Below are 23,853 nucleotides of genomic sequence, written 5' to 3' on the forward strand. Positions count from 1 at the left end.
ACATGTCTAGTATTAAAGAACAACTAAAAGCACTGAAAGTCATTCCTGTTATCGCTATCGACAAGGCAGAAGACATCATCCCTCTAGGTAAAGTTTTAGCCGAAAATGGCCTACCAGCGGCAGAAATCACTTTCCGTTCTGAAGCGGCTGTCGAAGCAATTCGTCTACTTCGTGAATCGCAACCAAACATGTTGATCGGCGCTGGCACTGTGCTCAATCGTGAGCAGGCGATCGCCGCTAAAGAAGCAGGCGCAACGTTTGTAGTCTCTCCTGGCTTTAACCCAAATACGGTAAGAGCCTGCCAAGAGATTGGTATTGATATCATTCCTGGGGTCAACAACCCGAGTACAGTAGAAGCCGCTCTAGAAATGGGCTTAACCACATTGAAGTTCTTCCCAGCTGAAGCATCAGGTGGCATCAACATGGTTAAGTCACTTCTTGCGCCTTACACGGATATTGAGATCATGCCGACAGGTGGCATTAACCCAAACAACATCAAAGACTACCTAGCGATACCTCGAGTGCTCGCATGTGGTGGTACTTGGATGGTGGATAAGAAGCTAATTGAAGAAGGTAATTGGGAACAGCTGGCTCATTTAACTCGTGAAGCCGTTAAGTTAGTCAATTAAACCTAATGCAATAGCACCTTTAGCGTTATATCTAGCCCTCCTTTCGGAGGGTTATTTTATGGTTGAGCATTATTCTCTCAAAGTTAATTATTTAATCGTGCTCGATAGCATCTAAAAATAAAGGCTAAATATGGAAAACTGGATAACACAAGGAGTTGGCGGCCTGGCTTTTTGTATAGGTGTAATGGCCTTTTGGCAAAAAGATGATATGCGTTTTCGCTACCAGATGATGATCTTTTGTTTTGTTATGAGTATCCATTTCATATTAATGGGTGCCATAGTGGCTGCTATAGGCGTAATTATTAATGCTATTCGCAGTTACGTATCGATAAAAACTCAATCGCGCAAAGTGATGTGGTTCTTTATTGGCTTGATGTGGTGCATGACTTTGCCCAACATGAACCATTTCTTTGAGTTTATTACGGTTGTTGGTTCGTCCGTTGCGACATGGGCACTCTTTTCAAGACAAGGCATCGCCTTGAGATCATTAATCTTATTCAATTCCTTCTGTTGGGCTAGCCATAACATTTGGATTGGTTCAATTGGAGGCTCCTTTGTCGAAATCACCTTTATAGTCACCAATATAGTCACTATCTATCGTTTACATCAGCGCAGATTGTTAACTATAAAATAGGCAATAAATTTTTTATTCTAGATTTAAAATATGGAAGTAATACACCACTAATTAAATGGGGGATTAATTGGATATCAAAAAATCAAATCTAATTAAGTTTACGTTATTTAATCGTCGTCAATATATTTCCAGTACTAAATTGAATTAAATCACCAATTAAATTTATATGGTGATCCAAATCTTTAGTTTGCTTTATTTTGGTTAACCAATAATCCGTTAATTATTAAAATTGGTCATGTACTTATTATTATACTAACAATAGGATCGTGACCATGAAGCGTCTTACCCTGACACCTATAGCAATCGCGTTGCTTCTTGCAGGATGCAACTCATCTGATAGCGACAATAACCTCCAGCAACCCCAAGTTCACTCTCGTGTTCATGATGTATTGAACGTTGAGGGTTACCAATTCCGAGATTCTAACGGCAATGGAAAACTGGAACCCTTTGAAGACTGGCGATTATCTCCAGAAGAACGAGCAGCAGACTTGGTTAGCCGAATGACGCTAGATGAGAAAGCCGGCATGATGCTCATTGACACCTTAAACTCAGCCGAGGGTGGACTTGTTAGCAGTGCCGGACAAGACATGATTGCCGATGCCCAAATGACGCGCTTTATCTTCCGTAACAGCGTAGTTGAAACCCCAACTAACACACCTGATTGTGATGCTGGCCGTTCAGGCTGTCAGATAACCCCAACAGAAGCTGCCCAGTTCATGAATAGTGTTCAAGAACTGCGTGAACAGACGCGAATGGGTATCCCCGCTCTATTCAAATCCAATGCTCGTAACCACATAGATCCATCAGCTAAAGCAGGGATCAACGTTTCTTCAGGTGCCTTTTCTGCTTGGCCTAAAGAGGCAGGTTTAGCAGCCACTCGTGACATGGATTTGATCACTGAATTTGCTGGCATCATGAATGACGAATGGTCTTCAATCGGCCTGCGCAGTATGTACGGATACATGATGGATTTGGCAACAGAACCTCGCTGGTATCGAGTGCATGAGACCTTTACCGAAGATGCAGATTTAGCGTCTGACATTATGCGCTCACTGATCAAAGGGTTGCAGGATGGCGGTGAGGTCAACGAAGACAGTATCGCGCTAACCATCAAACACTTCCCTGGCGGCGGTCCACAAGAAAACGGCGGTGATCCACACTATGACTTCGGTAAGAACCAAGTCTATCCAAAGAACAATTTTGATTATCACCTAAAACCGTTTATTGCCGCAATTGAGGCTGGCGCTTCTTCAATCATGCCTTACTACGGCATCCCTGTAGATCAAAAGTGGATGCCAAATGATGTTGGTATGTCCTTTTCAAAAGGCATTGTCACCGATTTGCTCAGAGACGAATTAGGCTACACAGGTAACGTGAACTCAGATACCGGCATTATTGGCGATCGAGCATGGGGTGTGGAACACAAAACGATTGATGAACAGGTTGCAATGGCGGTCGAAGCAGGCGTTGATGTGCTTTCAGGTTTCCATGATAAAGAAGTCATCGTGAAACTGGTCGAAAAGGATCTGCTCACCGAAGAGCGTGTCGACCTATCCGTAACTCGCTTACTTGAAGAACAATTCAAGCTTGGCCTTTTCGAAAACACTTACGTTGATGAGAAAAAAGCCCAAGAGATTTTAGGCAACGAGAAGTACCAAGAACGCGCTGATTACGCACAGAAAAAATCTGTCGTCTTACTTCAAAATACCAATAAGACTTTACCTTTAGCTGAATCAACCGCACAAGCTCCTGTTGCTCTGTATGTCATGGGAATGGACGAAAACATTGCAGGAGACGACAAGTACAACTTTACCGTGACTTCTGGTGATTACGAAACGGGAGAAACACGTCCACCAGTTCCAGCCGATACGGACTATGCGGTTATTCGTGTTCGCGTATCTAACGAAGGTTCAGATCCTGACCTTATCTTTGGTGGTGCAAACCCAGATGAACTCGATATTCTTGCGTTCAGCGAAATGGCTACTGCCGCCTCTTGGCATATCGAACCAAGCCTAAGCGACATTAAAGCCGTCATGAACGAAGTGGGCGCAGACAAAACGGTATTGTCCATCAACTTTAGACAACCCTTCGTACTAGACGATCAAAGTAACCTTAAGCAAGCCGGCGCCGTGATAGCTACATTTGGTGTCTCGGACAGTAACCTAATGGAAGTGCTTTCAGGTAACTTTGCACCTCAAGGAAAACTGCCATTTGCTTTGGCTAATAGCGCGCAAGCCATTCAGAACCAAGACTCAGACTACCCTGGATATGACCAAGCTGACACGCTCTACCCGTTCGGACATGGTTTAAGTTACGAATAATATTTGAGCTAATTCAGGCAGTGTTGAGCACTGCCTTTCCTTCTTAGATACCAAGGACAAAGTCATGGAACATATCTTACAACTGAATTGGGATGATCACGCTATTCCACATAAGATCTGGATAGAACAATACTACGATGGGTGTCGTATCTGCTTGAAAGTCGTAAAGGACGTTGAGCCAGAAATGCTCTCACTGATTGTTCCAAATATTGATGTGCAAACCACTCATAAGGCATGGCAAGGTAAAGCGACGAACATTACACCGGCCTATGATGACGGCGTGTTGTTCACTCAAACTCGCTCGCTATTCAATTTACCTCACGGCTGCGTGATCTGGGCAGTAACACATATCCAGATGCAAAACGGCTTAAAGATGTCGGCAGACAAACTGTGCTTCGTACCAAAATACAGCAATCAAGATTCTTGTTTTAAGGTTCCGGCATAACGCGACTAAGCACTCGTTCAAACCACAAAATCGCGACCAACAAAAAGGCCAACGTTCACATGCTGGCCTTTGTTTTATCTGCTATCTGTCAGAATCAGGAGTTAATCAATCAACACCAGCGAATCGAGAATACCTTTGCCACTGTGGATTCCACCTTCATTTTCGCTAGCGGGTTTGCTGCGGATTAAATAGCCCGCGTAGCCGTCTAGCTCTGTTACTGGCTCACCTTTGTAGTAAGCGGTGAACAAACCCACTTCGCTGACTAAGTCTGTCACGAGCGTTTGTTGGGTATCACGCACTGCAATGGTCGGCACGTCACGCTCATGCGGGTACAAGCGCTGCATCAGAGCCCAAGCGTCGTATTCTTCCGGTTTAAGCTGGTTCAATTGTTCACTGATGTCATCACCAAATACGCAGTGACCGCCGCCCTCACCTTGGTTTTTCAACACCCACTCTTGCTTATTAGCTTGCGTGTTAAACCACTCTATTGATTCACTGGTGATTGGCTTCATATCGGCTAATACACTCTTGGCCAATTCGGCTTCTTCTAACGTTAAACTCCAGCGTGTGTATTCTGTTGCTGGCATCATGGTCAGCAGCATTTGCATGGTTTTACTGGTCGCTAACTGTTGGCTGATGGTCGCGTTCATTGCGACATGGTGTTGTTCCATAAACAAGCGAGTCTGACTTAGCGTGTGGCAACAAATCGATTCGTTGAGTTCTGGAGCCCAGTAATCTGAATACTGATAGCCAGCTCTTAGATACACCACATCGACCGCACCAACATCTTGCAGCAACAAACGTTGGTTATCTCCTGTTGAAAGCTGACAGCTCAATTGTTCAAAGGTACGACGAACCGTGCGAATGCCCTGTTTTTGCAGCTCAACCTCAAGCAAATGTTGGTCATATACATTGTCTTCGTTCTTCTGAACCACCATCAAGAAAACTGGTTTATCTTGCTCATCGAAATCGGTTTTCACTTGCCTTGCAGCATTAGCGATACCATCAGCCAACTGCGTTAAGCCTTGGTTTTCAGCTGGTGTTGCTGACAATTCTTCCAACCAATGGTTATAAACGTTTGGCCATTGGTTTTGCATGAATGAGTGGAACTCTGTAGCGCGTTGACCAAAAGGCGCCATTCCTGCCGCAATGCCATTAAACTCAATCACTTTTGCACCGTGTTGGCGATCGTCCATAAAATCAGTACGCATCAACAACAAAGGTTGTCGCGCTGGATTCAAGCGCTCATCCGCACTGCCGTGTGCTTGTCGGTGCAACTCCATCAAGCGACCAAAAAACGGGTCGGCTTTCGCCATATCGCTCAATGATGACTGTAAAAAGTCGTGGTCTTCAGAAACATTATTGATGAGCTTGGTGATCAGCGGCGTCACCTTCAACAGGCGTTCAAAAACCTCACGCTCAATACTCATTGGAGCAAGGCTAAAAGGGCAATGTCTCGCGGCATTGTCAGACTGACGAAAAGCGACACCGTGCATAATGGCCCACTCACAAGCCTCTTCAATTACTTGCTGCGGAATCAATGGCATTGAATTCATTTAGATATCTCATTCTTGGCGGGCATTTAGCACCCGTAGTAAGACGATGCTCATTCTAAAAAGACGAAATAAATTTCAAAAAGTTATTTCGCCGCTTTGATCATCGTAGCTTGAAGTTTACAGCTGAGGTTCTTGAGTCTTATTAACAATGAGGTCGCGAAGCCATTTGTGGCTTGGTTCAGAGTCAAAGTAACGATGCCAAAGCAAAAACAAACCACCGGGAACCAACTCAATGGGAATCGACTTCATCACCAGCTCGCCACTCTCAATATAGTCACGAACCGAGTTGTACGGATAACACATCAGCAAATCGCTTTGCTTACAAAGCTTTACTGCACTGGTGATGTCCGACACGTTGGCGGCTTTGTTAATTTGAAGCTGTTTGGCTTGTAAGATTTCCAGTAGCAACCAGTCGCCAACGCCACCGGTCACTAACTGAATATGACGGTATTTAAGGAAGGCTTGCAGATTCCACTCTTCTTGAAGCACTGGGTGATCATTGCGCATCAAACACACAGAGTAATCTTGCAGCAATTCGACATAGTTCAGCTCGGCAGGAATGTTTTGAATGTGGGTACTCGCCCTTTCATCGAGCTCAAAAATTCCAATCCCAAAATCGACCTCACGCTTTAGTAAGCGCTTAAAAGTTTCGCTGCTCCAAGTAGTGCTGTTTACCGTAATGTTCGGCGCATCTGCCAGCGCGTTAGGCATAAATTTAGGGTAAATCGCGGTATAAGCGGTTTCAACAAGATCGATATTAAAAGTGCGTTCGCTATCTTTCGGTTCAAAGATGTCCGGCACGGTTAGCTGTTCAACTTGCAGAAGGATCTGATGAATCTTAGGCGCTAAAGAGGTGGCTTTCGGGGTTGGAAACAGACCTTTTGACTCGCGTTCAAACAAAGGGTCATCAAACAAAGAGCGTAGCTTGGTGAGTTGCTTACTCACCGCAGACTGACTAAGGAACAATCGCTCTGCCGTTTTGCTCACACTGCGCTCTTCAAGCAACACGTGTAAACACAGCAGTAAATTCATATCACATTTGAGTAAGCTCTTAACATCTACCATGATATTCCTTAGATTCAGATTAATGATGACTTTATGTCACTTTAAATCATATCACAAACTTGTTAATTTAAGCCCATGTAACCTATGAGTTAATAACTCAAAAAAATAATAGACCTAAGGAATACTCATGAATTTTCTAGCACTCCCTAAGATTGATTTGCACTGCCACCTAGACGGAAGTGTTCGTCCAGACACCATTATTGATCTGGCGAAACAGTACGGAATCGAACTGCCTGAAGATCGCGATGCGGTTGTTCAATCTCTAACGGTGCCAGAAGATTGCAAAAACCTTGATGAGTACCTGGCTTGTTTCAGCTTGCCACTGCAAGTGATGCAGACTGAAGAAGCGATTGAACGTATCTCTTTCGAGCTTTACGAAGACGCTGCACTAGAAAACGTTAAGTACCTAGAAGTTCGCTTTGCACCAATCCTGCACGTAAATAAAGGTCTGTCTCTTGATACGATCATTGCAAGCGCAGTTAAAGGCATGAAGCGTGCTGAAGAGAAATACGACATCAAGGGCAACTACATCATGTCTGTACTGCGTATGTTCCCTAAAGATTCTATCAAGAACGTAATCGACGCAGGCCAACCTTACCTAGGTAAAGGCGTGGTTGCATTTGATATCGCTGGTGGCGAAAAGCCAGGTTTCTGCGCTGAATTCCCTGAATACACGCAATACGCTCTTGAAAAAGGCTACCGCATTACCGTGCACGCTGGTGAGCAATGGCATGGTCAAAACGTTTACGATGCAGTAACTATGTTGGATGCTGAGCGTATCGGCCACGGTGTTCACATCCAAGGTAACGAAGACGCGTACAACATCGTTAAAGAGAAGCAAGTTGCACTTGAGACTTGCCCAACAAGTAACGTTCAAACTAAATGTATTCACAAATTCAGCGACCACCCAATTGCTGAATTCAAGAAAGACGGCATCGTTGTAACGATCAACACAGATAACCGCACTGTGTCGAACACAACCATGACTAACGAAGTGAAGCGTGTGTGTGAAACATTCAGCTTAACAAAAGAAGATTACGTAGAAATCTATAAGTACTCTGTAGAAAGTGCGTTTGCTTCAGACGAAGTGAAACAACACCTAATGGGTTTCGTTGAGCAAATCTAATTTGGCAAAGCGCGCCTTTTACTGAATAGCTGGGCTCACTTAGCATTAGTGCTTAAAGCACAAAATAGGAAGAGAAAGGCTGAGGCTTTTCTCTTTTTTTATGCCCGAAAATCGCTAATCTTGCAGTATTCGTCATTTAGACCGAGACTCTCGGAAAGTGGGCAAGCATGAGTAATACAAACGTTAAAACTGAACTAGAAAAGATGCTATCTGGGCAAGTATATGATGGTGCAGACCAAGAAATTGAAACCGTGCGTTCCAATGCCAGAAAGTCGCTAATGGCTTTCAACAGCCACCAAGACCCAGACCAGCAACACACATTGCAAGAGCAGCTATTTGGTAAGGTTGGTAGCAGCAGCTTAATCCAGCCCCCTTTTCATTGTGAGTTTGGCAAAACCATCGAGATTGGTGACGACACCTTCATCAACATGAATGTGGTGATGCTTGACGGCTCCAACATCAAAATTGGCAACAATGTATTGGTGGGACCAAGTGTCCAGTTTTACACTGCCTCTCACTCACTGAACCACCTCAGTCGTCGCAAGTGGGAAACTTTCTGTCTACCTATCGCAATCGAAGATGATGTCTGGATTGGTGGAAACTCGGTGATTAACCAAGGTGTGACCATTGGTGCTCGCTCTGTGATCGCAGCCAACTCTGTGGTCAACAGTGATGTACCACCAGACTGCTTGTACGGCGGCACACCAGCAAAGCTGATTCGACACTTGAATGCCGAACAAGCCCACGACTAAACAAGCAAGTTGCGTATCCAAATCTAAAAACAAAAAGAGCCATGTTTCAATAACATGGCTCTTAATCTAATAAACAGCGTTGTTCTATCGTACGATTAACTTTCTACACAGTTCATCTCATTCACTGCTCTGAGGCCTGTAATAGGCTCCGTTCTAAAGCCTTCTCATACTCGCTTTGTGGTGAACTAAGATAGGTATTTTTCACAAAATCCTTCCACCCTGAAAATAGCAACTCTATCGGCTCATTCGTTATTCCAGATACATCACCGTTACTCTTTATGAGCTTGATAAAAGCCTCCTCCCCCCAAGAACGCTCGATAAACTCACCGATAGTATAACCGACTTCATAGATTGTTGAACCACCATTAGGGTTGATATATAACTCTTGAACAAGCCCATCAAAACGGGCTTTGATGGCATTCCTGTTATTCATGTGGAACCAATAATCTTCAGATTTATAGATAGCCACCGCTTCCCACAACCAACGAGGGTTATTCGCAAAATTGGGGTTGATTTGAAGTGTCAGTAAGTGCACAAATTCATGCAATGCTGTTCGTTGAATTTCACCACCAAAATAAAGCAGCCTGATTTCATTACTTTTAGGCTCGATGTAGCCTGTAGAAAACGCATATCGCTGTCCAATGCTACGCTCTTGCTCATCTAAGTAGGCCTTTTGGCTTTGCCATACTCTCACTGTTATGACCGGTATTGAGTCCAGGCCGAAGCTCTTCATCAAAGGAGCCTGCTTGAGTAATAGCTCGTTGTGAATACTTGGAATTATCGCAGGTGAAGTTCCATCGTAAAGGACAAACTTGAACTGTCCTTTATCTGATTCATAGCAACCATCACATGCTTGCTCACCGCGAATTTGAAGCACGAAAGCCACGACTAAAACCAGCACCGACATGGTCAAAAACAAGAATGTAACGATAGACTTAGGTGGGTATCTTTTCATTTTCTACATCCTCAAATTTAACTCATTTGCCAAGGTGTCAATCTATTAAATTAACGCCAAGCGCCTGCAAGCTGTTTTCACACTGAACGGCATCAGTAAACTGGATAGCAGCCATACCCACAGATCTCGCACCTTCAACGTTATAAGGCATATCATCGAGGAAGACGGTTTCTGAAGCTTTAAGCCCATAATTAGATAAAAGCGCTTGGTAGATTTCAGGTTGTGGCTTAAGCATACCAAGCTCAGCGGAGACTGCCGCACCATCAAACAACGCCCAAAATTGATAGGTATTTTTTAAGTAATCAACAATCTCGACCACATTGTCGGTAAGCGCATACACACCATACCCAGATCGCTTTACACGTTCGATGAGTTCAACTGAACCGTGCAGTAAAATCTGCGTTTGCTTAACGTAATAAAACAAGCGTTCGCACTCTAACGGGGATAAGTCGAGTTCTTGTTGATAACGAAGCTTGGCCTCACTTTCGGTCAAGAATCCTTTGTTCAAATCCAACCAAATCGTGCTTTGGAAAATAGAACGAGCTCGAGACTCCAAGTCTTCAGTATCACCAAAAGTAAGACGGGCAATTTCCAGAGGTGCCCAACGCACAATGACATTGCCCACATCAAACACCACATTTTTGATTTCATTAGAACTCATACATACTCCCGTGATCGCCATGTTATTGATGGAAAAAAGACACAAAGTGCCACACATCAAGATTCATAGCGAACGTTTATAAATTAAAAGTCTCGAGTAGAATATACAACCAATAGAGTACAAAAAAGACCATCATTACGACGGCCTTCTCAATATTCACTAACGAGTCAATCATCAACATAAATCAGCTTCAGATGGGAATATGGTCGGTGCTTTATAAGCGTTATACGTTTATGTCATCACCTGCACTCTTTTTGTTCTTTTTCCATTGAAGCGGTGTTATCCGTTCGATCGCTTAAACGCTCGTATAAATTGTGAGGCATCTGCGTATCCCAATTGAAGCGCAATATCTAAGATCGAATAATCTTGCTCTGTCATAACCCGCTAGCGAATTCAAAAGACAAAGTCATCTAAAAGCACTCACCAAGTTAAGAAATGAAAACTTAGCCATGTAGCTCGCGACTCAGAAAGCTCAAACATTCAAAGCACGTCCTATTGGATGTGCTTTTTTCTTATCTGCTTGCAGGTAATCTCATCCTTCCGCCTATCAAGCAAAGAGAGAAAGGTGAGATACCAAGTAATTTTAAGATCGAGTAATAAATAGGATAAATATATAGGAAGTTTGGGGAATAACTATATAATATGATTACGCTTCAATAATTACACTCTCCATTTAACTAACCTCCTTACTCCTTATAACAATATTTTTACTGGTCACCTCCTCAATAAAATACCAGTTAATCAAGAATACTTTGTGATATCAATCTAGACTAAATTCCCAAGTACAACTTATTGATACTTCCCACCCAACAAATTAATCTCTCGTAAGAAAACTTTTACTAAAAACCGATATGAACTTAATTTTACGCATCAAAACAATTATACTCACCCCCATACTGATAATGAGTTAAACGTTAGTAACATTGAGTAAAACTTGTTCAATAAACAACAAGTAAAATTCTCAAACTTGCAAAACTCAACTCATAGTTAATATTGAAAATATTTGGAACCAAAATCACAAGAGTAGGATTCTCTTGAATTTATTATCAGGGATGCTGACAAAAATAGAACAGGCATTGTTAGATGAATAATTCTGCAACGTATTTACTTGCTGCTTTACGAGAAAAAATCAAAGAGAAGGGGATTTGTTATTCCGATCTCTCTGCTGGGATGGGAATTCCTCTCTCAACCATTAAAAGACAACTGCACAACACGTCTTTAGGGCTGGATAAAATACTCTCGTACGCGACTCATTTAGATACTGACTTAGTAGAATTATCTATGCGAGGCAAACAGCTACAGCAAGAGAACGAACAGTTTATTACTGATATAAATAGTGAAATATTCCATCAATATCCGTACTTGTTTGATTTTTTGTATCTATTGCGACGAAAAAAATGGTCACCACAAGATATTGCCAATAAATATCAACTGAGTCATACGTCAGTAGCTATATATTTTCGAGCATTAGAAATGATGGACTACGTAGAATTAAAAGGCGAAGATCAATACCGCTTCAAAGATCAAGGCCGTTTTATTTTTGAAGAAGGTTCTAAGCTTGATACGTTGTTTGCTAAGCGCTTTAGAGATGAAGTATTCAGCCATGACGTGCGCCCTCCGATCTGTATAGGACGCATTGCTATTACTGAAGAACAAGAAGAGAAGCTGGCGAACGAGGTGTACAACAAACTGATTGAGTTTGATGTACAAAACAAGAATGGAGAAGGCAGTGAACGGCTCAGAAATGTGTTAATGACCTACACACCAGGCAATCAGATATTTCTTTCTGATACGATTCCAAATATTGACGGTGAATTATTAAAAGCCATATCGATGGCAAACGAATAATGATTAACACGCACTAATAACAAATTATATTTGATTGAGAAAGAATCTAGTCGTAATCCATCAAGGCTACAATATTATTCAATAATTAATAACTTGTTATTTAAACAAGTTGAATAAAGAAAGAATAGACGCAAATAGCGCTCTTTTCTCATACCAATAAGTGAAATAAATAAGGCTGAATCTTCTTCACGAAACTCGGCAGGGCATGTCTCGACCTTTTTTCGCCTGATCAGATTCAAAAACCAATAAATGAAGGATATAACATGCAGTTTAAAACGTCTTTATGTGCGATTGCTGTCGGGGTTGCTCTAACACTAAGCGGATGCAATAGTAGTGATAATAGCTCGAATGTGGATGCTCCACTTAAAGCAACCGAATTCCACAACACCATCGATCGTGCAGGTGTACCAGTGGCGTTACGTGATTTGCACGGCGGCCACCTGCGCTACATTCCAATGTTCGATAACGGCTCATGGCATGGCCACACGTTAGACACCAAAGGTGGTGAAATCACGCTAGGTGGTACAGCGCTATTGACCGAAGAATACGTATCATTCATGGCTGCACGTTTTGACCGTTTGGCTCTGACTGTCGACGGCCAGCCAATGCCGCTAGAACTGACAAACGCATACTCACAACCAGGTGCGTTGATTCAAACGTATACAGGCGATAACGGTATCGAAGCCGAGCTAGAAATGCGTTTTGTGACTAATCGAACTTCTCTTGTGAAAACCACCATCAAGAACCCAAATAAGCTGGATATTCAAGGTGAATGGGATGGTGAGTTGATGCAAAACTATCGTGCGGATGATGGCACGGCATACAAGAATGAAGACAGCACAGTCCGCAGTGTTGAAGAAGCTTATCCAACTTACTCCCGTGAAATTGCAGCGACAGACAGTGGTGTAGAAGTCTCTTTTGGCGCAGTTCGTGATTCATGGTCATTGTTGACATCTGGCGATTCAAAGTTCGAAGTAACGCGTTCTATCAAACCAGAAACTTCTACCATCAATGACGACAAGAAAGGTTTCGTGCAAACGGCCTCTCTAGGTGATGGCGAAGAGATCACGTTATACACGGCTTACACTCACGTTCAAAACACCAAAGAACAAGCGTCTGAGTTTGCAAAACTGTATAAAGTGATGGCCGATCCAAAAGGTTACATGCACGATTCAGCAATGCGTTGGGAAGAATACCTAGAAAACGGTCTCACCAACGATGCGGCTTCAAAAGAGCATGAGTTTGTTGCAGTAAAAGCAATGGAAACATTGAACGCGAACTGGCGTGGTGCTGCGGGTGCGATTGACCACGACACGGTAACCCCTTCCGTTACGGCCCCTTACTTCTCAGGCAACATGACATGGCCATGGGATACGTGGAAACAAGCTTACGCAATGTCACACTTCAACCCAGATGTAGCGATGGAAAACATTCGCACTGTATTCCAATACCAAGTGCAGTCTGATGATCCAGTCCGTCCTTGGGATGAGGGCTACCTACTTGATGTCGTGACTTACAACCTACCAGCTGAACGCTGGCAAGGCATGTCTGCAGAATACAAAAAAGTGTTCCCTCAAGCGACCGATGGCCTGAACTGGAACGAGCGTAATACTAAGCCATCATTGGCTGCATGGGCTGTTTGGGAAGTGTATACGGCACTGAAAGACGAACATAACCGTCCCGAAGAAGCGCAGAAGTGGCTAGAAGAAATGTATCCGAAGCTAGTGGCATTCCACGATTGGTGGTTACGCGCTCGTGATACCAACAAGAACGGAATACCGGAATATGGCGCAGCGAAAGACCCAATTCATACCGTTTTCGAAGATGATGTGAATAACGGTTCTTGGGGACCAGATGCGTTTGTGGACGACATGAAGTTCCAATATAAAGACGAAGCGAATGGCGATACGTGGATCAAAGAAACGAGTATCGAGAAGTACAATGAATTACTGACTTCTGGTGATTACACAGCAATGAGCATACCTGCGAAAGTTGCAGCGGGTTGGGAATCAGGGCGTGATAACGCAGGCGTATTCGGCTTTATCGACACTATCGATAACCTACAAGGATTATCTGAACAACCGACACAAGAAAAAGCGGAAGTGATAGACCAAATGGGTCGTTACGCTCATGACACTAATGGTTTCGACAATACGTATGACATCGCTATGGGCACAGACGGTTCAGTGGTGACTTACCTCGATGATTCAGTTGAGAATATGAACAAGCTGGCTCAGGCGAAGAAAGATTGGGAAGTGAAGTTCAACGAGAACACAGACGATTCAAACAACTTATCAGGTTACTCATTGATGCAAGAGTCAGTAGATCAGGCCTCTTACTGGTACTCAGACAACCTATACCTATCGCAAATCGCCGACGTACTGGGTAAAGCAGACAAAGCCGCTGAGTTTGCAGAAAAAGCAGCGGACACCAAAGAGTACATCAACCGTTGTATGTACGATGAGTCAACGGGCTTCTACTACGATATCGAAGTAATACCAAATGGACTCCCTAATCAATGTGCAGGTCCGGTGTTGGTGAAACGCGGTATGGGCCCTGAAGGTTGGTCACCGCTATTCAACAACGCAGCGACGCAAGAACACGCGGACAAAGTCGTGGAAAACATGCTAAATACTAGCAAGTTTAACTCACCTAAGATTCCGCTAGGTACGGCATCAATGGACAACCCGGCTTACGGCCCAGATATTTACTGGCGTGGTCGCGTGTGGCTAGATCAGTTCTACTTTGGTGTGCGCGGTATGGACAACTATGGGTACGGTGTAGAAGCGCGTCAAATGGTCGACAAGCTATTCCAAAATGCGCAAGGCCTAACAGAAGCCACCCCGATTCAGGAGAACTACAACCCAGAAACGGGCGAGGTTCAGGGCGCAAATAACTTCTCTTGGAGTGCCGCGCACCTTTACATGCTGTACAACGGTTTTGTGGGTAAATAGCAGCCACACTCATTAGATATTAGGCGTTGCAGATGATCCCCCTAGCATCTGCAACCGCTTAAGCCTCTTCAAGTCAGGTTTAAAAGTCACAGTAAATGCTGTGGCTTTTTATTATCTGCTTGCCTAATACCTCTATCTCCCCCTTATCTAATCGAGAAAGAGAATGAAGTCACACCCCTAGATATAACCCTCGAATTCACCCTCCAAAACACCCTATTTCTCATCATCTAATCAGCCTTCTATGTTAGAATTATCGGCTAGTTCGGAATGCGCTGAGTCTCTGATTTAGTTAACTATAATTTAATCACCATGAGTGCTTTTTTAAGTTTTTAGAATGAAAAAATATGAATTAGTTGTTCAAGATATTGTGAGCAAAATTTGTCAAAACAGTATCAGCCATAAGCTTCCTGCAGAAAGAGAACTGTCTGAAATATATGGATTATCTCGTTTCACGATTCGTAAAGCACTAGCCAAGCTAGAAGCTATTGGCATGGTGAAATCTAAAGTGGGTTCTGGTTACTTCGTCAACACTTCTCTCATTGGCACACCACTGGTGTACAACTCCATTACTGAAAACAGTTTTGAAGAGATCTCTTATAAAAAGCTCCAGCTAAATAAAGCGCTACCTAATAACCATGAACAGCAGATTTTCTCTTTAGACGACAATGACTACATTTGGAAAATTAGACGGCTTCGATTGATTAACAACAAAGTAGTTCAGATAGAAGAAGCCAAGATCCCTGTTAGCGTCTTTCCAGAAATGAATGCCGAGATCATTGAAAGTTCAATCCAGAAACATGCATTGGCGAAAGGCCTTCAGATCGATAGCTACTTAACAACGTATCAAGCGATCAACGTTTCTAAAGAAGATGCAGAGTTGCTCGGCTGCAAAAAAAATGCGGCAGCGATGAATATCACCAACCGAGGTTTCTTAGCATCGGGTGAGCTGTTCATCGTCAGCGATATCATTGACATCAACTACCAATGCACCTACCACACGCCTTTTAACAATGAGAGCATGAGCTTCCGAGACAAAAAGTAACAGTTTGATTTGTATTCAGCTACTTTGTCTTCCCACGTTTAATTTCTCTAGTTTCCGTATCTCCCTAAAAACAACAACCCGCACAGTGGCGGGTTGTCAGGAGAATTGAATCAACTGTTATTAGAATTCGTAGTACAAACGTACGCGAGCACCAAAATCATCGTCTTCAGAGAACGCAGATGTATTGGTCGTTTTGTTGTCGACCGTCGTGTAGTAAGTACCAAGAAGAACAGAGAAGTCTTGTACTTCGAGCACATTCTGGAACTCATAAGATGCGTAACCCGTGTTAACCGTCACATCACCTTTCGCCCATGTGGAATCATATTCGTTCGCACCATAGATGTAACCGATACCGAAGTTGTTATAAAGCGCGTTCAAACCCGCAGTTGCATTGGTTTCATCGACAGCATCTAAGTAAGCAAAGTTAGCGTTAACGCTCCAAGAATCATTAGACCAATTACCTGTTAGACCGTAGCCAGTTCGGTCAGAGATATCTTTACCCGAGGTGTCGACAACTGCATCGCTAACTAAGTTAGTTTCCATTGAGGCTGCAACAGTAAAATCACCCATTTTATATGACACAACCGGGCGAACAAGGAAGGCATCTTTGGCGTTGTCGTGGTCTACGTCCACACCATGGTAACTATCAGAGAACAAGTCAGAGCGATCGCCGATCATCGTTCCTACTTCGACATACAGATCCCCAAAACTTTGGCTATACATCAACTGACCATCAGAACCACGACCGCGAGCTTCTTTCATCTGGTACACATAAGCGCTGCCACCCGTATAAAGCTCATTTGAGGTATCACCTGAATACTCTAGGAAAACATCGAGGCCTACAGGGAACATATCGTAGGCTTCAAAACGACCCGCTTTGATCGCCCACCCGTCTTTTTTGCCGAACTCAAAGTAGGCATCATCGAGTGCGACATTGCCTGTGCTTTCAAATAGAGGCTGCGCTTTAACCCCAACATAGTGACCATTACTGGTGTACTTTTCGCCAGCGAACTCAATCAGAACTCGACCATCTTGGTTGAACTCTGCGTTACCATTATCATTCGACTCTCTATCTTGGTAGTTGAAGTTCAGCTCAACGTTACCACCAACAGAGAAGTTACCTTCTTCTGTATCAACAATGGCAATGCCTGCATGAGCCCCCATTGCAGAAGAAACTAAAACAGCAGCTAAAGACAGTTTGAATGTGCTTTTCATATAAACCCTAATATTATTTTATTGTTATTAGTTGCATAGCAACTTTTTGAATTTCAAGTTGAAATATATGGACAGTATTCGACTCGATTTCTAGGGCATATATTGACTAATTAACTCCTCACTCACAATATTATCCATCTGGAATTGCAGACCTAAATCACTGTTTTATATTTATTAAAATAACCTTTAAATTCAACACTTTAAATGTAAAACGCAAAGTTAAAAGCTAAAATAACCTCTATTGCACAACACAAGTTAAATAACAGTCAAACTTGGATGAATTTATAGCAATACGCTCAACTACTTAATTTAAAATCATATTAAACCGTTTTAATAACTATCAGGCTATTTATTTAAATTAATTAAAGGTTAACGAAGCTATATTATAAATATTAACAGTGATAATTAATGTACATCATTACTTTTCCATGAACCGATCAAATAAAACTTAAACTTAAACTTTTATCGAAAAGAAAACCCTAGTAAGTGGGTAAATTAATGTGCACTTATAATGAAGTATTTTCATGATAGTCAGCTTATTATTACTGAACTATTTAAAGTCAGTTAATTGAAGGCATGTGAGAGGTAATACTAATAGTTTGGATATGAAAATTCTGATTACTTGCTGATTGATTAGCTAGGCCAGAAACAGCAACACATCGGGAACGAAGACTGACAAAGAAGCTAAAACTAACGATAAGTTTCAGACAAAAAAAATGGCCGCTATCTGCGGCCATTTTGGTTAACTCAATGAGTTATGGAGTGTGAATCGCGCCATCAGGAAGGCGACTTTGAGTCCACTCGTGGGGGCGATACATAACAGGGAACTCGGCAGCAACCTCTCGGTCGATTTCAACACCAATACCTGCGATTTCCGACGCGTATAAGTAGCCATTAATTGGCTCTGCAGCGTTCGGGAATACCTTGTGCGTATTCTCGTTGTACTCGACATGTTCTTGAATGGCGGCATTGTGTAAATGCACATTCAAATGCGTGTTTACCGCTGCACCAATTGGCGTCATATCTGGTGGGCAATGCCATGCAATACGAACACCAAAGTTCTGACATAGATGGCCAAGTTTCAGAGCTGGCGTAATACCACCGATTTGTGAAACATGGCAGCGGATAAAGTCGATACGACGATTCGCGATCAGAGATTTCCACTCTTCAGGGTTATTAAATAACTCACCTAAACCTAATGATACCGAGCTTTGGCTACGAATGTTATCCAACCATTCCGTTTGATTTGGCGGCAGAATATCTTCAATGAAGTACGGCTTATATTGCTCGACTTCCTTCGCAAATTGTATTGCCTGATTTGGGAAAAGGCGCTCATGCACATCGTGAAGAATATGGAATTGATTACCATATTTCTCTCTCAGCGACTTAAACATCGTTAGAGTATTGTCCATGTACTGATCTTGATCGTAGTACGAACCTTCAGTCGGATTTTCAGTGGTATGCAAATCGGTTGGAACACCGCCATAGAAACCAAGCTGACAACGAATGTGCTTGTAGCCTTTGTCTAGGAAAGATTCCACCAGCTCATAAATGCCTTCCATCGTGTCGCTAGTCGCGTGTGTGTATACAGGAATAGCATCACGAGACTTACCACCAAATAATTGATGTAACGGCATACCCGCCAATTTGGCTTTAATATCCCACAGTGCCATATCAACACCGGAAATTGCATTATTGATAACAGGGCCATTTCGCCAATAAGCGTTGACCATCATCATTTGCCATAAGTCTTCAATATTATTGGCGTTTTTACCAATAAGAATAGGTTTTAAATATTCATCGACCATTGTTTTTACAGCAAGCGGTCTTTGTTGGAATGTCGCACAACCAAACCCAGTCACGCCTTCATTCGTTTCAACTACCACGGTAATGAGATTGTGCCTGTCTGGTTTAGTAATAATACAGTGGATATCAGATATAATAGTTTCTTTCACAATTAAATAACCTAAACTTAAGTCAACTCCTATTATCTAACCGCTTTAAAAACCACATTTCAAGCGCTAATTTTGCGTAAAAATAATTGGTACGTTAAGTGATTTTTTTTGATAAACAAAACATACCAATTGGCCAAAAACGGTGAAAAAATAATTTTTCGGATTTTAAGTGTGATTGAGATCTCTTTTTACTCCGTTGGATTTAAATTGGTTGTCGTTATGATTGCTCGAGTTAAATATATTCCAATAACAGGTGTAGTATGCAAATGGTAGAAAAGAATGATGCCGTTATTAATAACTCGAAGTCATCATCGAAGAAGAAAAATTTCAAAGAAAATATACAGTTATTAATCACTGCACTTGGTGGTGAAGACAATATCGTGAGTATCACGCACTGTATGACAAGGCTGAGATTCAAATTAGCCGACGAGTCTCTGGTAGACGAAGAGGCTATCAAGCAGATCGCTGATGTGAAAGGTGTGGTACTTCAACAAGGCCAAACCCAAGTCATCATCGGTGTTGAGGTCGAGAAGTGGTTCAACGCGCTATCAAACACTCAACAAGCTGACGCTAATCCGGCTGATGAGCTAGAGAAAGGCAAGCTGTTCCAGGGCGTAATGCGCATTGTCGCAGGCATCTTTGGCCCTGTCGTGCCTGCAATTGCTGGCGCTGGTATGTTGATGGGTCTGTTGTCTGGTCTTATTGCGACCAATGTTATCTCTGAAACCTCAGACACAGTTTATTTCTTCCGCTCAATCTCTGTTGCTGTGTTCTTCTTCTTACCTATGCTGGTTTCTTTCTCTGCAGCTAAAGTATTCAAAGTAAACGAATACATTGCGCTTGCTGTTTCCTCCGCAATGTTAGCACCCAAACTAGTAGATAAAGCGGCGATGCTAAAAGATGCTGGCGCTGCTCCTGAGCTGACGGTTTTTGGCGTAGTTCCGATTGAACTGCTCAACTACGGCGGCGCAATTGTTCCTGCGATTCTAGCAATCTGGTTATTGTCCAAAGTGACTCCGTTAGTTGACCGTCTAGTTCCTTCTTCTGCGAAGCCTGTATTTACACCACTGCTTGCTTTTACGGTAACTTCGACCATCACGCTATCATTTGTTGGCCCTGCTGGTATCTGGCTAAGTAACGGCGCGGGTTGGGTAATGAGTTCACTACTGGAAATCTCTCCGACGTTAACGGGCTTTGTGTTTGGTCTGACTCGCCCGATTACGATTGTGTTTGGTATTCACCACAGCATGACACCAATCAGTCTGAACAACTTTGCACTGTATGGTAAGGATTTACTTATGCCGATCATGTGCTTGGGTAACATGGCAATTGCAGGCGCGACAATGGCTATCTGGCATAAGCAACGTAAGACAGTTTCTAAAGAGCAATCTTCAATTACGATGGGCTCAAGTGTTACCGCTATCTTAGGCATCACGGAGCCAGCTCTATTTGGTGTACTAACGAAGTACACCAAAGCGATGATGACCGCGAGTTTGGCTGCTGGTGTATTCGGTGCAATCTCGGTAACAATCGATACGCACCTAACAAGCTACATTCTTTCTTCTGTCTTCAGCTTGCCGGCTTACCTTGCTGGCGGTACGCAAAACTTCATTCAAGCACTAATGGGCGTGGTGGGTGTGTTTGTACTGTCTTATGTTCTAACGCTATTGTTCGTAAAACTAGACAACAAATAACACTTCCTCCCAACCTATTGGGAACAGAATCAACGTGGCAACCTTCCTTGTAGCCACGTTCCATCATTTATAGCTAGCAATACCCATTCTTCTGTAAGGGCACACTTATGAGCCACATTGCGATTATCGGCGAGTGCATGATTGAACTGAACGGCGCTCCATTCGGTACCATGCAACAAACCTATGGTGGAGATACGCTCAACGCCGCTGTGTATTTGAACCGAAGTGCCACCAGCCATTCCAGTTCGACAAATACTCCTAGGATTCGTACCAGTTACGTCACGGCTCTTGGAGCAGATTCCATTAGCCAAGAGATGCTTAAGCGTTGGCAAGATGAAGGGTTATCAACCGATTTAGTGCTTATCGACGAACAGCGCTCGCCAGGCCTGTATCTGATTCAATTAGACGACGTTGGCGAACGCACATTCTTGTATTGGCGTAATGACTCTGCTGCTCGTTACATGGTGCAGCACCCAGATTTCGATAAGATAACCGCCCAACTTTGCGATGTTGATATGGTGTTTTTGAGCGGGATCTCTCTGGCGATCTTGCCACATAGCGATCAACTCAAATTACTCACTATCATCCAAGGCTTACGTGAACGTGGCGTTACCATCGCCTTTGATAGTAACTATCGACCAAAGTTGTGGGACTCACAAGACGCAACCAAAGAAGCTTATCAGCTTGCCTATAAAACGACAGATATCGCCTTGGTTACCTTTGATGACGAACAACTATTGTGGGGCGATACAACGCCGCAAGACACCATAAGAAGGCTGCATTCACTCGGCGTCAAAACCGTTGTTGTGAAGCTTGGTGCTGAAGGCTGCTTGATCAGCGAAAACCCCGAAAATGAGCCAGTAAAAATCACAACGACACCTGTCGAAACTGTGGTTGATAGCACCTCTGCAGGCGACTCTTTTAACGGTGGTTTCTTATCTTGTTACCTCTCTGGAGGTTCTGTGTCAGAAGCCTGCCAACAAGGTAATGCACTCGCGAGACTAGTGATTCAGCACCACGGTGCAATTATTCCAAAAGCCATCACCAATACTCTTTCAAACCCTATTAAGAAGTAAACCCATGTCTACAATTAACGAACAGCTAAAAGCACTTAAAGTTATCCCTGTTATCGCGCTTGATAACGCTGAAGATATTATTCCACTAGGCAAAGTATTGGCTGAGAATGGCCTTCCAGCTGCTGAGATTACGTTCCGTTCAGACGCCGCTGTTGAAGCTATCCGATTGCTTCGCGAAGCTCAGCCTAACATGCTGATCGGCGCGGGCACCATCTTGAACCGTGAGCAAGCACTCGCAGCCAAAGAAGCGGGCGCAACGTTTGTGGTATCACCGGGATTCAATACAAACACGGTTAAAGCATGCCAAGAAATCGGCATCGATATCATTCCTGGAGTGAACAATCCAAGCACCGTTGAAGCGGCATTAGAGATGGGCTTAACAACCTTGAAGTTCTTCCCAGCAGAAGCTTCTGGCGGTATCAGTATGGTGAAATCGTTAGTCGGACCTTATGGCGACATAAGACTCATGCCTACAGGCGGTATCACGCCATCAAACATTGGCAACTACCTAGCCGTTCCTCAGGTATTGGCATGTGGTGGCACCTGGATGGTGGATAAGAAGCTCGTCGAAAACAAAGAGTGGGACGAGATTGCCCGTCTAACAAGAGAGATTGTTGAGCAGGTGAATCGCTAGTCGATAACGATCTAGAGAGCACAAATTCTCTTGATTCCATAGCAACAAAGCCACAGCAGAAGCTGTGGCTTTTCTTTTATCGGGTTGTATCAATATCGCTAACTGTCCGTCGTCGTTAATGGCCTTTTACCGTCACACGCCCCTTTCTCAAGGTCGTATAGCGGGCTGGCTCCGTGGCTGCTCCATCGGTGATCTTCTCTAGCTAATTTTCTATATTGAGTCGGCGTGACACCAATGTACGTTTGGAAGGTTTCATAGAATCGGCTGCTCGAATTAAAGCCCACCGTGAGTGATATATCGAGAATGGTTCTATCCGTATCACTCAGCAAAGCACGAGCGTGGTTGATACGCATCGCAGTAATGTACTGCTTAATGGTCATCTGCATCGTGCGCTGAAATACGTTCATCGCGTAGTTGCTGTGTAACCCGATATGTTCAGCGATATCTTTAACGGTCAATGGTTGATTATGGTGAGTCGCAATATATTCCAACATCTGGCTGACATAGAATTGGGAGTGTTTCGATACCCCTTTCTTAGTCGACTTATCTTGTCGATTTACCAACAGTTGTTGCCAGCCATCAAGGCAGATTCGTTTAAGCATCAAGCCAATTTCATCCATAGCCAACTGTTGACGACTTTCGGACGAATGCTTTATCTCTTGTGCCCAACGGGAGATTTCAAACTCACTGATCAGCGAACAAGAATTCGATTGCAACACACTGCCGTGAGTGATCTGGTTAACTAAATCCCGACTGAGAGCCCACGACATAAAATGGTGAATCGGTATGTTAATGATCCCCATATTATGGCATTGGCCTGGATTCGTAAGTCGATGCGGTACCGATGCCCAAAACAAGCCAATCGATCCGCTTTTAACCACAACCGGACTGCCGTTAATAATGTACTCCACATCATCCCCAAAGGGTATATTCACCTCAATTTGACCATGCCAATGATAACCAGGCATGGAGTGAGGGGCTCTGAGTTCGATATCGATTTTCTCATAGGAAGAATATAGAGACAGCGGGCTTACCGACACGGTCTCGGACGAGTACTTGTCTAAAGTGATAATTCTCACCGTATCTGGGGCTGATTGCGGCATGTCTCGCTCCTTAGGAAATCGTATACCAGACTTTTATCAGCTCCTCGATAATAAAACTCAGAAGGCGATCATAGAGCCGTAATAGCCCATTTCATAAGATCAGAACTCTGTGATTAGAGTTCAAACCTTAAGTGTAAAACTGCCTTCATTGCACGACACCTCTCCTTAAAACCCAAGAAATTATCCCA

The 23,853-nt window shown here is 43.3% G+C and carries 19 protein-coding genes and 1 pseudogene; 12 read left to right on the forward strand and 8 right to left on the reverse strand.

Annotation, left to right across the window (positions count from 1 at the left end):
- Window positions 1-2 precede the first annotated feature (2 nt).
- The 4 genes from FTW16_RS11170 (at window position 3) to FTW16_RS11185 (ending at window position 4,029) form a co-directional block, all read left to right on the forward strand.
- Window positions 3-629, forward strand: a complete 627-nt coding sequence (locus FTW16_RS11170) for a bifunctional 4-hydroxy-2-oxoglutarate aldolase/2-dehydro-3-deoxy-phosphogluconate aldolase (protein ID WP_060980716.1) — start codon at window positions 3-5, stop codon at window positions 627-629.
- A gap of 130 nt (window positions 630-759) precedes the next feature.
- Window positions 760-1,263, forward strand: a complete 504-nt coding sequence (locus tag FTW16_RS11175) for a YgjV family protein (protein WP_146491109.1) — start codon at window positions 760-762, stop codon at window positions 1,261-1,263.
- A 272-nt stretch (window positions 1,264-1,535) separates the two neighbouring features.
- On the forward strand, window positions 1,536-3,584 hold the full coding sequence (locus FTW16_RS11180; RefSeq protein WP_146491110.1) for a glycoside hydrolase family 3 protein: 2,049 nt from the start codon (window positions 1,536-1,538) through the stop codon (window positions 3,582-3,584).
- A gap of 64 nt (window positions 3,585-3,648) precedes the next feature.
- A complete protein-coding gene (locus tag FTW16_RS11185; protein ID WP_146491111.1) occupies window positions 3,649-4,029 on the forward strand; it encodes a hypothetical protein in 381 nt (126 codons plus the stop codon).
- Between the two features lie 101 nt (window positions 4,030-4,130).
- On the opposite strand, the gene FTW16_RS11190 is transcribed toward FTW16_RS11185, so the two are convergent.
- Both FTW16_RS11190 and FTW16_RS11195 read right to left on the reverse strand, forming a co-directional pair.
- Window positions 4,131-5,585, reverse strand: a complete 1,455-nt coding sequence (locus tag FTW16_RS11190) for a glutathione synthase (RefSeq protein WP_146491112.1) — start codon at window positions 5,583-5,585, stop codon at window positions 4,131-4,133.
- 117 nt (window positions 5,586-5,702) lie between these two features.
- Window positions 5,703-6,650 (reverse strand): LysR family transcriptional regulator, encoded by a 948-nt coding sequence (locus FTW16_RS11195; protein WP_146491113.1) that lies wholly within the window; start codon window positions 6,648-6,650, stop codon window positions 5,703-5,705.
- 127 nt (window positions 6,651-6,777) lie between these two features.
- Here FTW16_RS11195 and add point away from each other — a divergent pair, with 127 nt between their 5' ends.
- Together add and FTW16_RS11205 are read left to right on the forward strand one after the other, a co-directional pair.
- On the forward strand, window positions 6,778-7,776 hold the full coding sequence (gene add / locus FTW16_RS11200) for an adenosine deaminase (protein ID WP_146491114.1): 999 nt from the start codon (window positions 6,778-6,780) through the stop codon (window positions 7,774-7,776).
- 167 nt (window positions 7,777-7,943) lie between these two features.
- Window positions 7,944-8,528 (forward strand): sugar O-acetyltransferase, encoded by a 585-nt coding sequence (locus FTW16_RS11205; protein ID WP_146491115.1) that lies wholly within the window; start codon window positions 7,944-7,946, stop codon window positions 8,526-8,528.
- A 121-nt stretch (window positions 8,529-8,649) separates the two neighbouring features.
- On the opposite strand, the gene FTW16_RS11210 is transcribed toward FTW16_RS11205, so the two are convergent.
- From FTW16_RS11210 to FTW16_RS11220, 3 genes and pseudogenes are all read right to left on the reverse strand, one after another.
- Window positions 8,650-9,483: a hypothetical protein gene (locus FTW16_RS11210; RefSeq protein WP_146491116.1), complete on the reverse strand. Its 834-nt coding sequence runs from the start codon at window positions 9,481-9,483 to the stop codon at window positions 8,650-8,652.
- 37 nt (window positions 9,484-9,520) lie between these two features.
- On the reverse strand, window positions 9,521-10,144 hold the full coding sequence (locus FTW16_RS11215; protein WP_146491117.1) for an HAD family hydrolase: 624 nt from the start codon (window positions 10,142-10,144) through the stop codon (window positions 9,521-9,523).
- Window positions 10,145-10,367: 223 nt separating this feature from the next.
- Window positions 10,368-10,551: pseudogene (locus FTW16_RS11220) on the reverse strand (helix-turn-helix domain-containing protein); the annotation flags it as partial.
- 676 nt (window positions 10,552-11,227) lie between these two features.
- Between FTW16_RS11220 and FTW16_RS11225 the strand changes: the two are divergent.
- The 3 genes from FTW16_RS11225 (at window position 11,228) to FTW16_RS11235 (ending at window position 15,988) form a co-directional block, all read left to right on the forward strand.
- Window positions 11,228-11,992, forward strand: a complete 765-nt coding sequence (locus FTW16_RS11225) for a transcriptional regulator (RefSeq protein ID WP_086714731.1) — start codon at window positions 11,228-11,230, stop codon at window positions 11,990-11,992.
- A gap of 263 nt (window positions 11,993-12,255) precedes the next feature.
- On the forward strand, window positions 12,256-14,946 hold the full coding sequence (gene ygjK, locus FTW16_RS11230; protein ID WP_146491118.1) for an alpha-glucosidase: 2,691 nt from the start codon (window positions 12,256-12,258) through the stop codon (window positions 14,944-14,946).
- A 334-nt stretch (window positions 14,947-15,280) separates the two neighbouring features.
- Window positions 15,281-15,988, forward strand: coding sequence for a GntR family transcriptional regulator (locus FTW16_RS11235; protein ID WP_146491119.1), 708 nt, complete (start codon window positions 15,281-15,283; stop codon window positions 15,986-15,988).
- A 120-nt stretch (window positions 15,989-16,108) separates the two neighbouring features.
- Here the strand turns inward: FTW16_RS11235 and FTW16_RS11240 are convergent, their stop codons facing one another.
- Together FTW16_RS11240 and FTW16_RS11245 are read right to left on the reverse strand one after the other, a co-directional pair.
- On the reverse strand, window positions 16,109-17,203 hold the full coding sequence (locus tag FTW16_RS11240) for a carbohydrate porin (protein ID WP_146491120.1): 1,095 nt from the start codon (window positions 17,201-17,203) through the stop codon (window positions 16,109-16,111).
- Window positions 17,204-17,958: 755 nt separating this feature from the next.
- Window positions 17,959-19,158 carry an enolase C-terminal domain-like protein gene (locus FTW16_RS11245; RefSeq protein WP_146491121.1) on the reverse strand — a complete coding sequence of 400 codons (1,200 nt, stop codon included), beginning with the start codon at window positions 19,156-19,158 and terminating at the stop codon, window positions 17,959-17,961.
- Between the two features lie 260 nt (window positions 19,159-19,418).
- On the opposite strand from FTW16_RS11245, the gene FTW16_RS11250 reads away from it, so the two are divergent.
- The 3 genes from FTW16_RS11250 (at window position 19,419) to FTW16_RS11260 (ending at window position 22,562) form a co-directional block, all read left to right on the forward strand.
- A complete protein-coding gene (locus FTW16_RS11250; protein WP_146491122.1) occupies window positions 19,419-20,852 on the forward strand; it encodes a PTS transporter subunit EIIC in 1,434 nt (477 codons plus the stop codon).
- 107 nt (window positions 20,853-20,959) lie between these two features.
- Window positions 20,960-21,928 carry a sugar kinase gene (locus tag FTW16_RS11255; protein WP_146491123.1) on the forward strand — a complete coding sequence of 323 codons (969 nt, stop codon included), beginning with the start codon at window positions 20,960-20,962 and terminating at the stop codon, window positions 21,926-21,928.
- Window positions 21,929-21,932: 4 nt separating this feature from the next.
- Window positions 21,933-22,562 carry a bifunctional 4-hydroxy-2-oxoglutarate aldolase/2-dehydro-3-deoxy-phosphogluconate aldolase gene (locus FTW16_RS11260; protein ID WP_146491124.1) on the forward strand — a complete coding sequence of 210 codons (630 nt, stop codon included), beginning with the start codon at window positions 21,933-21,935 and terminating at the stop codon, window positions 22,560-22,562.
- Window positions 22,563-22,660: 98 nt separating this feature from the next.
- Here the strand turns inward: FTW16_RS11260 and melR are convergent, their stop codons facing one another.
- Complete coding sequence (gene melR, locus FTW16_RS11265) at window positions 22,661-23,665, reverse strand: transcriptional regulator MelR (RefSeq protein ID WP_146491125.1); 1,005 nt, start codon at window positions 23,663-23,665, stop codon at window positions 22,661-22,663.
- Window positions 23,666-23,853: the final 188 nt, after the last annotated feature.

It is taken from the genome of Vibrio sp. T20 (assembly GCF_007858795.1).
GTDB lineage: Bacteria > Pseudomonadota > Gammaproteobacteria > Enterobacterales > Vibrionaceae > Vibrio > Vibrio satsumensis.

What these genes read in the sequence shown, in the direction of transcription:
- FTW16_RS11170 (WP_060980716.1), top strand. Translation starts at nt 3, where the DNA reads ATGTCTAGTATTAAAGAACAACTAAAAGCACTGAAAGTCATTCCTGTT.
- FTW16_RS11180 (WP_146491110.1), top strand. Translation starts at nt 1,536, where the DNA reads ATGAAGCGTCTTACCCTGACACCTATAGCAATCGCGTTGCTTCTTGCA.
- FTW16_RS11190 (WP_146491112.1), bottom strand. Translation starts at nt 5,585, where the DNA reads ATGAATTCAATGCCATTGATTCCGCAGCAAGTAATTGAAGAGGCTTGT.
- FTW16_RS11215 (WP_146491117.1), bottom strand. Translation starts at nt 10,144, where the DNA reads ATGAGTTCTAATGAAATCAAAAATGTGGTGTTTGATGTGGGCAATGTC.
- FTW16_RS11175 (WP_146491109.1), top strand. Translation starts at nt 760, where the DNA reads ATGGAAAACTGGATAACACAAGGAGTTGGCGGCCTGGCTTTTTGTATA.
- FTW16_RS11225 (WP_086714731.1), top strand. Translation starts at nt 11,228, where the DNA reads ATGAATAATTCTGCAACGTATTTACTTGCTGCTTTACGAGAAAAAATC.
- FTW16_RS11195 (WP_146491113.1), bottom strand. Translation starts at nt 6,650, where the DNA reads ATGGTAGATGTTAAGAGCTTACTCAAATGTGATATGAATTTACTGCTG.
- FTW16_RS11205 (WP_146491115.1), top strand. Translation starts at nt 7,944, where the DNA reads ATGAGTAATACAAACGTTAAAACTGAACTAGAAAAGATGCTATCTGGG.
- FTW16_RS11210 (WP_146491116.1), bottom strand. Translation starts at nt 9,483, where the DNA reads ATGAAAAGATACCCACCTAAGTCTATCGTTACATTCTTGTTTTTGACC.
- melR (WP_146491125.1), bottom strand. Translation starts at nt 23,665, where the DNA reads ATGCCGCAATCAGCCCCAGATACGGTGAGAATTATCACTTTAGACAAG.
- FTW16_RS11235 (WP_146491119.1), top strand. Translation starts at nt 15,281, where the DNA reads ATGAAAAAATATGAATTAGTTGTTCAAGATATTGTGAGCAAAATTTGT.
- FTW16_RS11255 (WP_146491123.1), top strand. Translation starts at nt 20,960, where the DNA reads ATGAGCCACATTGCGATTATCGGCGAGTGCATGATTGAACTGAACGGC.
- FTW16_RS11240 (WP_146491120.1), bottom strand. Translation starts at nt 17,203, where the DNA reads ATGAAAAGCACATTCAAACTGTCTTTAGCTGCTGTTTTAGTTTCTTCT.
- FTW16_RS11185 (WP_146491111.1), top strand. Translation starts at nt 3,649, where the DNA reads ATGGAACATATCTTACAACTGAATTGGGATGATCACGCTATTCCACAT.
- FTW16_RS11250 (WP_146491122.1), top strand. Translation starts at nt 19,419, where the DNA reads ATGCAAATGGTAGAAAAGAATGATGCCGTTATTAATAACTCGAAGTCA.
- ygjK (WP_146491118.1), top strand. Translation starts at nt 12,256, where the DNA reads ATGCAGTTTAAAACGTCTTTATGTGCGATTGCTGTCGGGGTTGCTCTA.
- add (WP_146491114.1), top strand. Translation starts at nt 6,778, where the DNA reads ATGAATTTTCTAGCACTCCCTAAGATTGATTTGCACTGCCACCTAGAC.
- FTW16_RS11260 (WP_146491124.1), top strand. Translation starts at nt 21,933, where the DNA reads ATGTCTACAATTAACGAACAGCTAAAAGCACTTAAAGTTATCCCTGTT.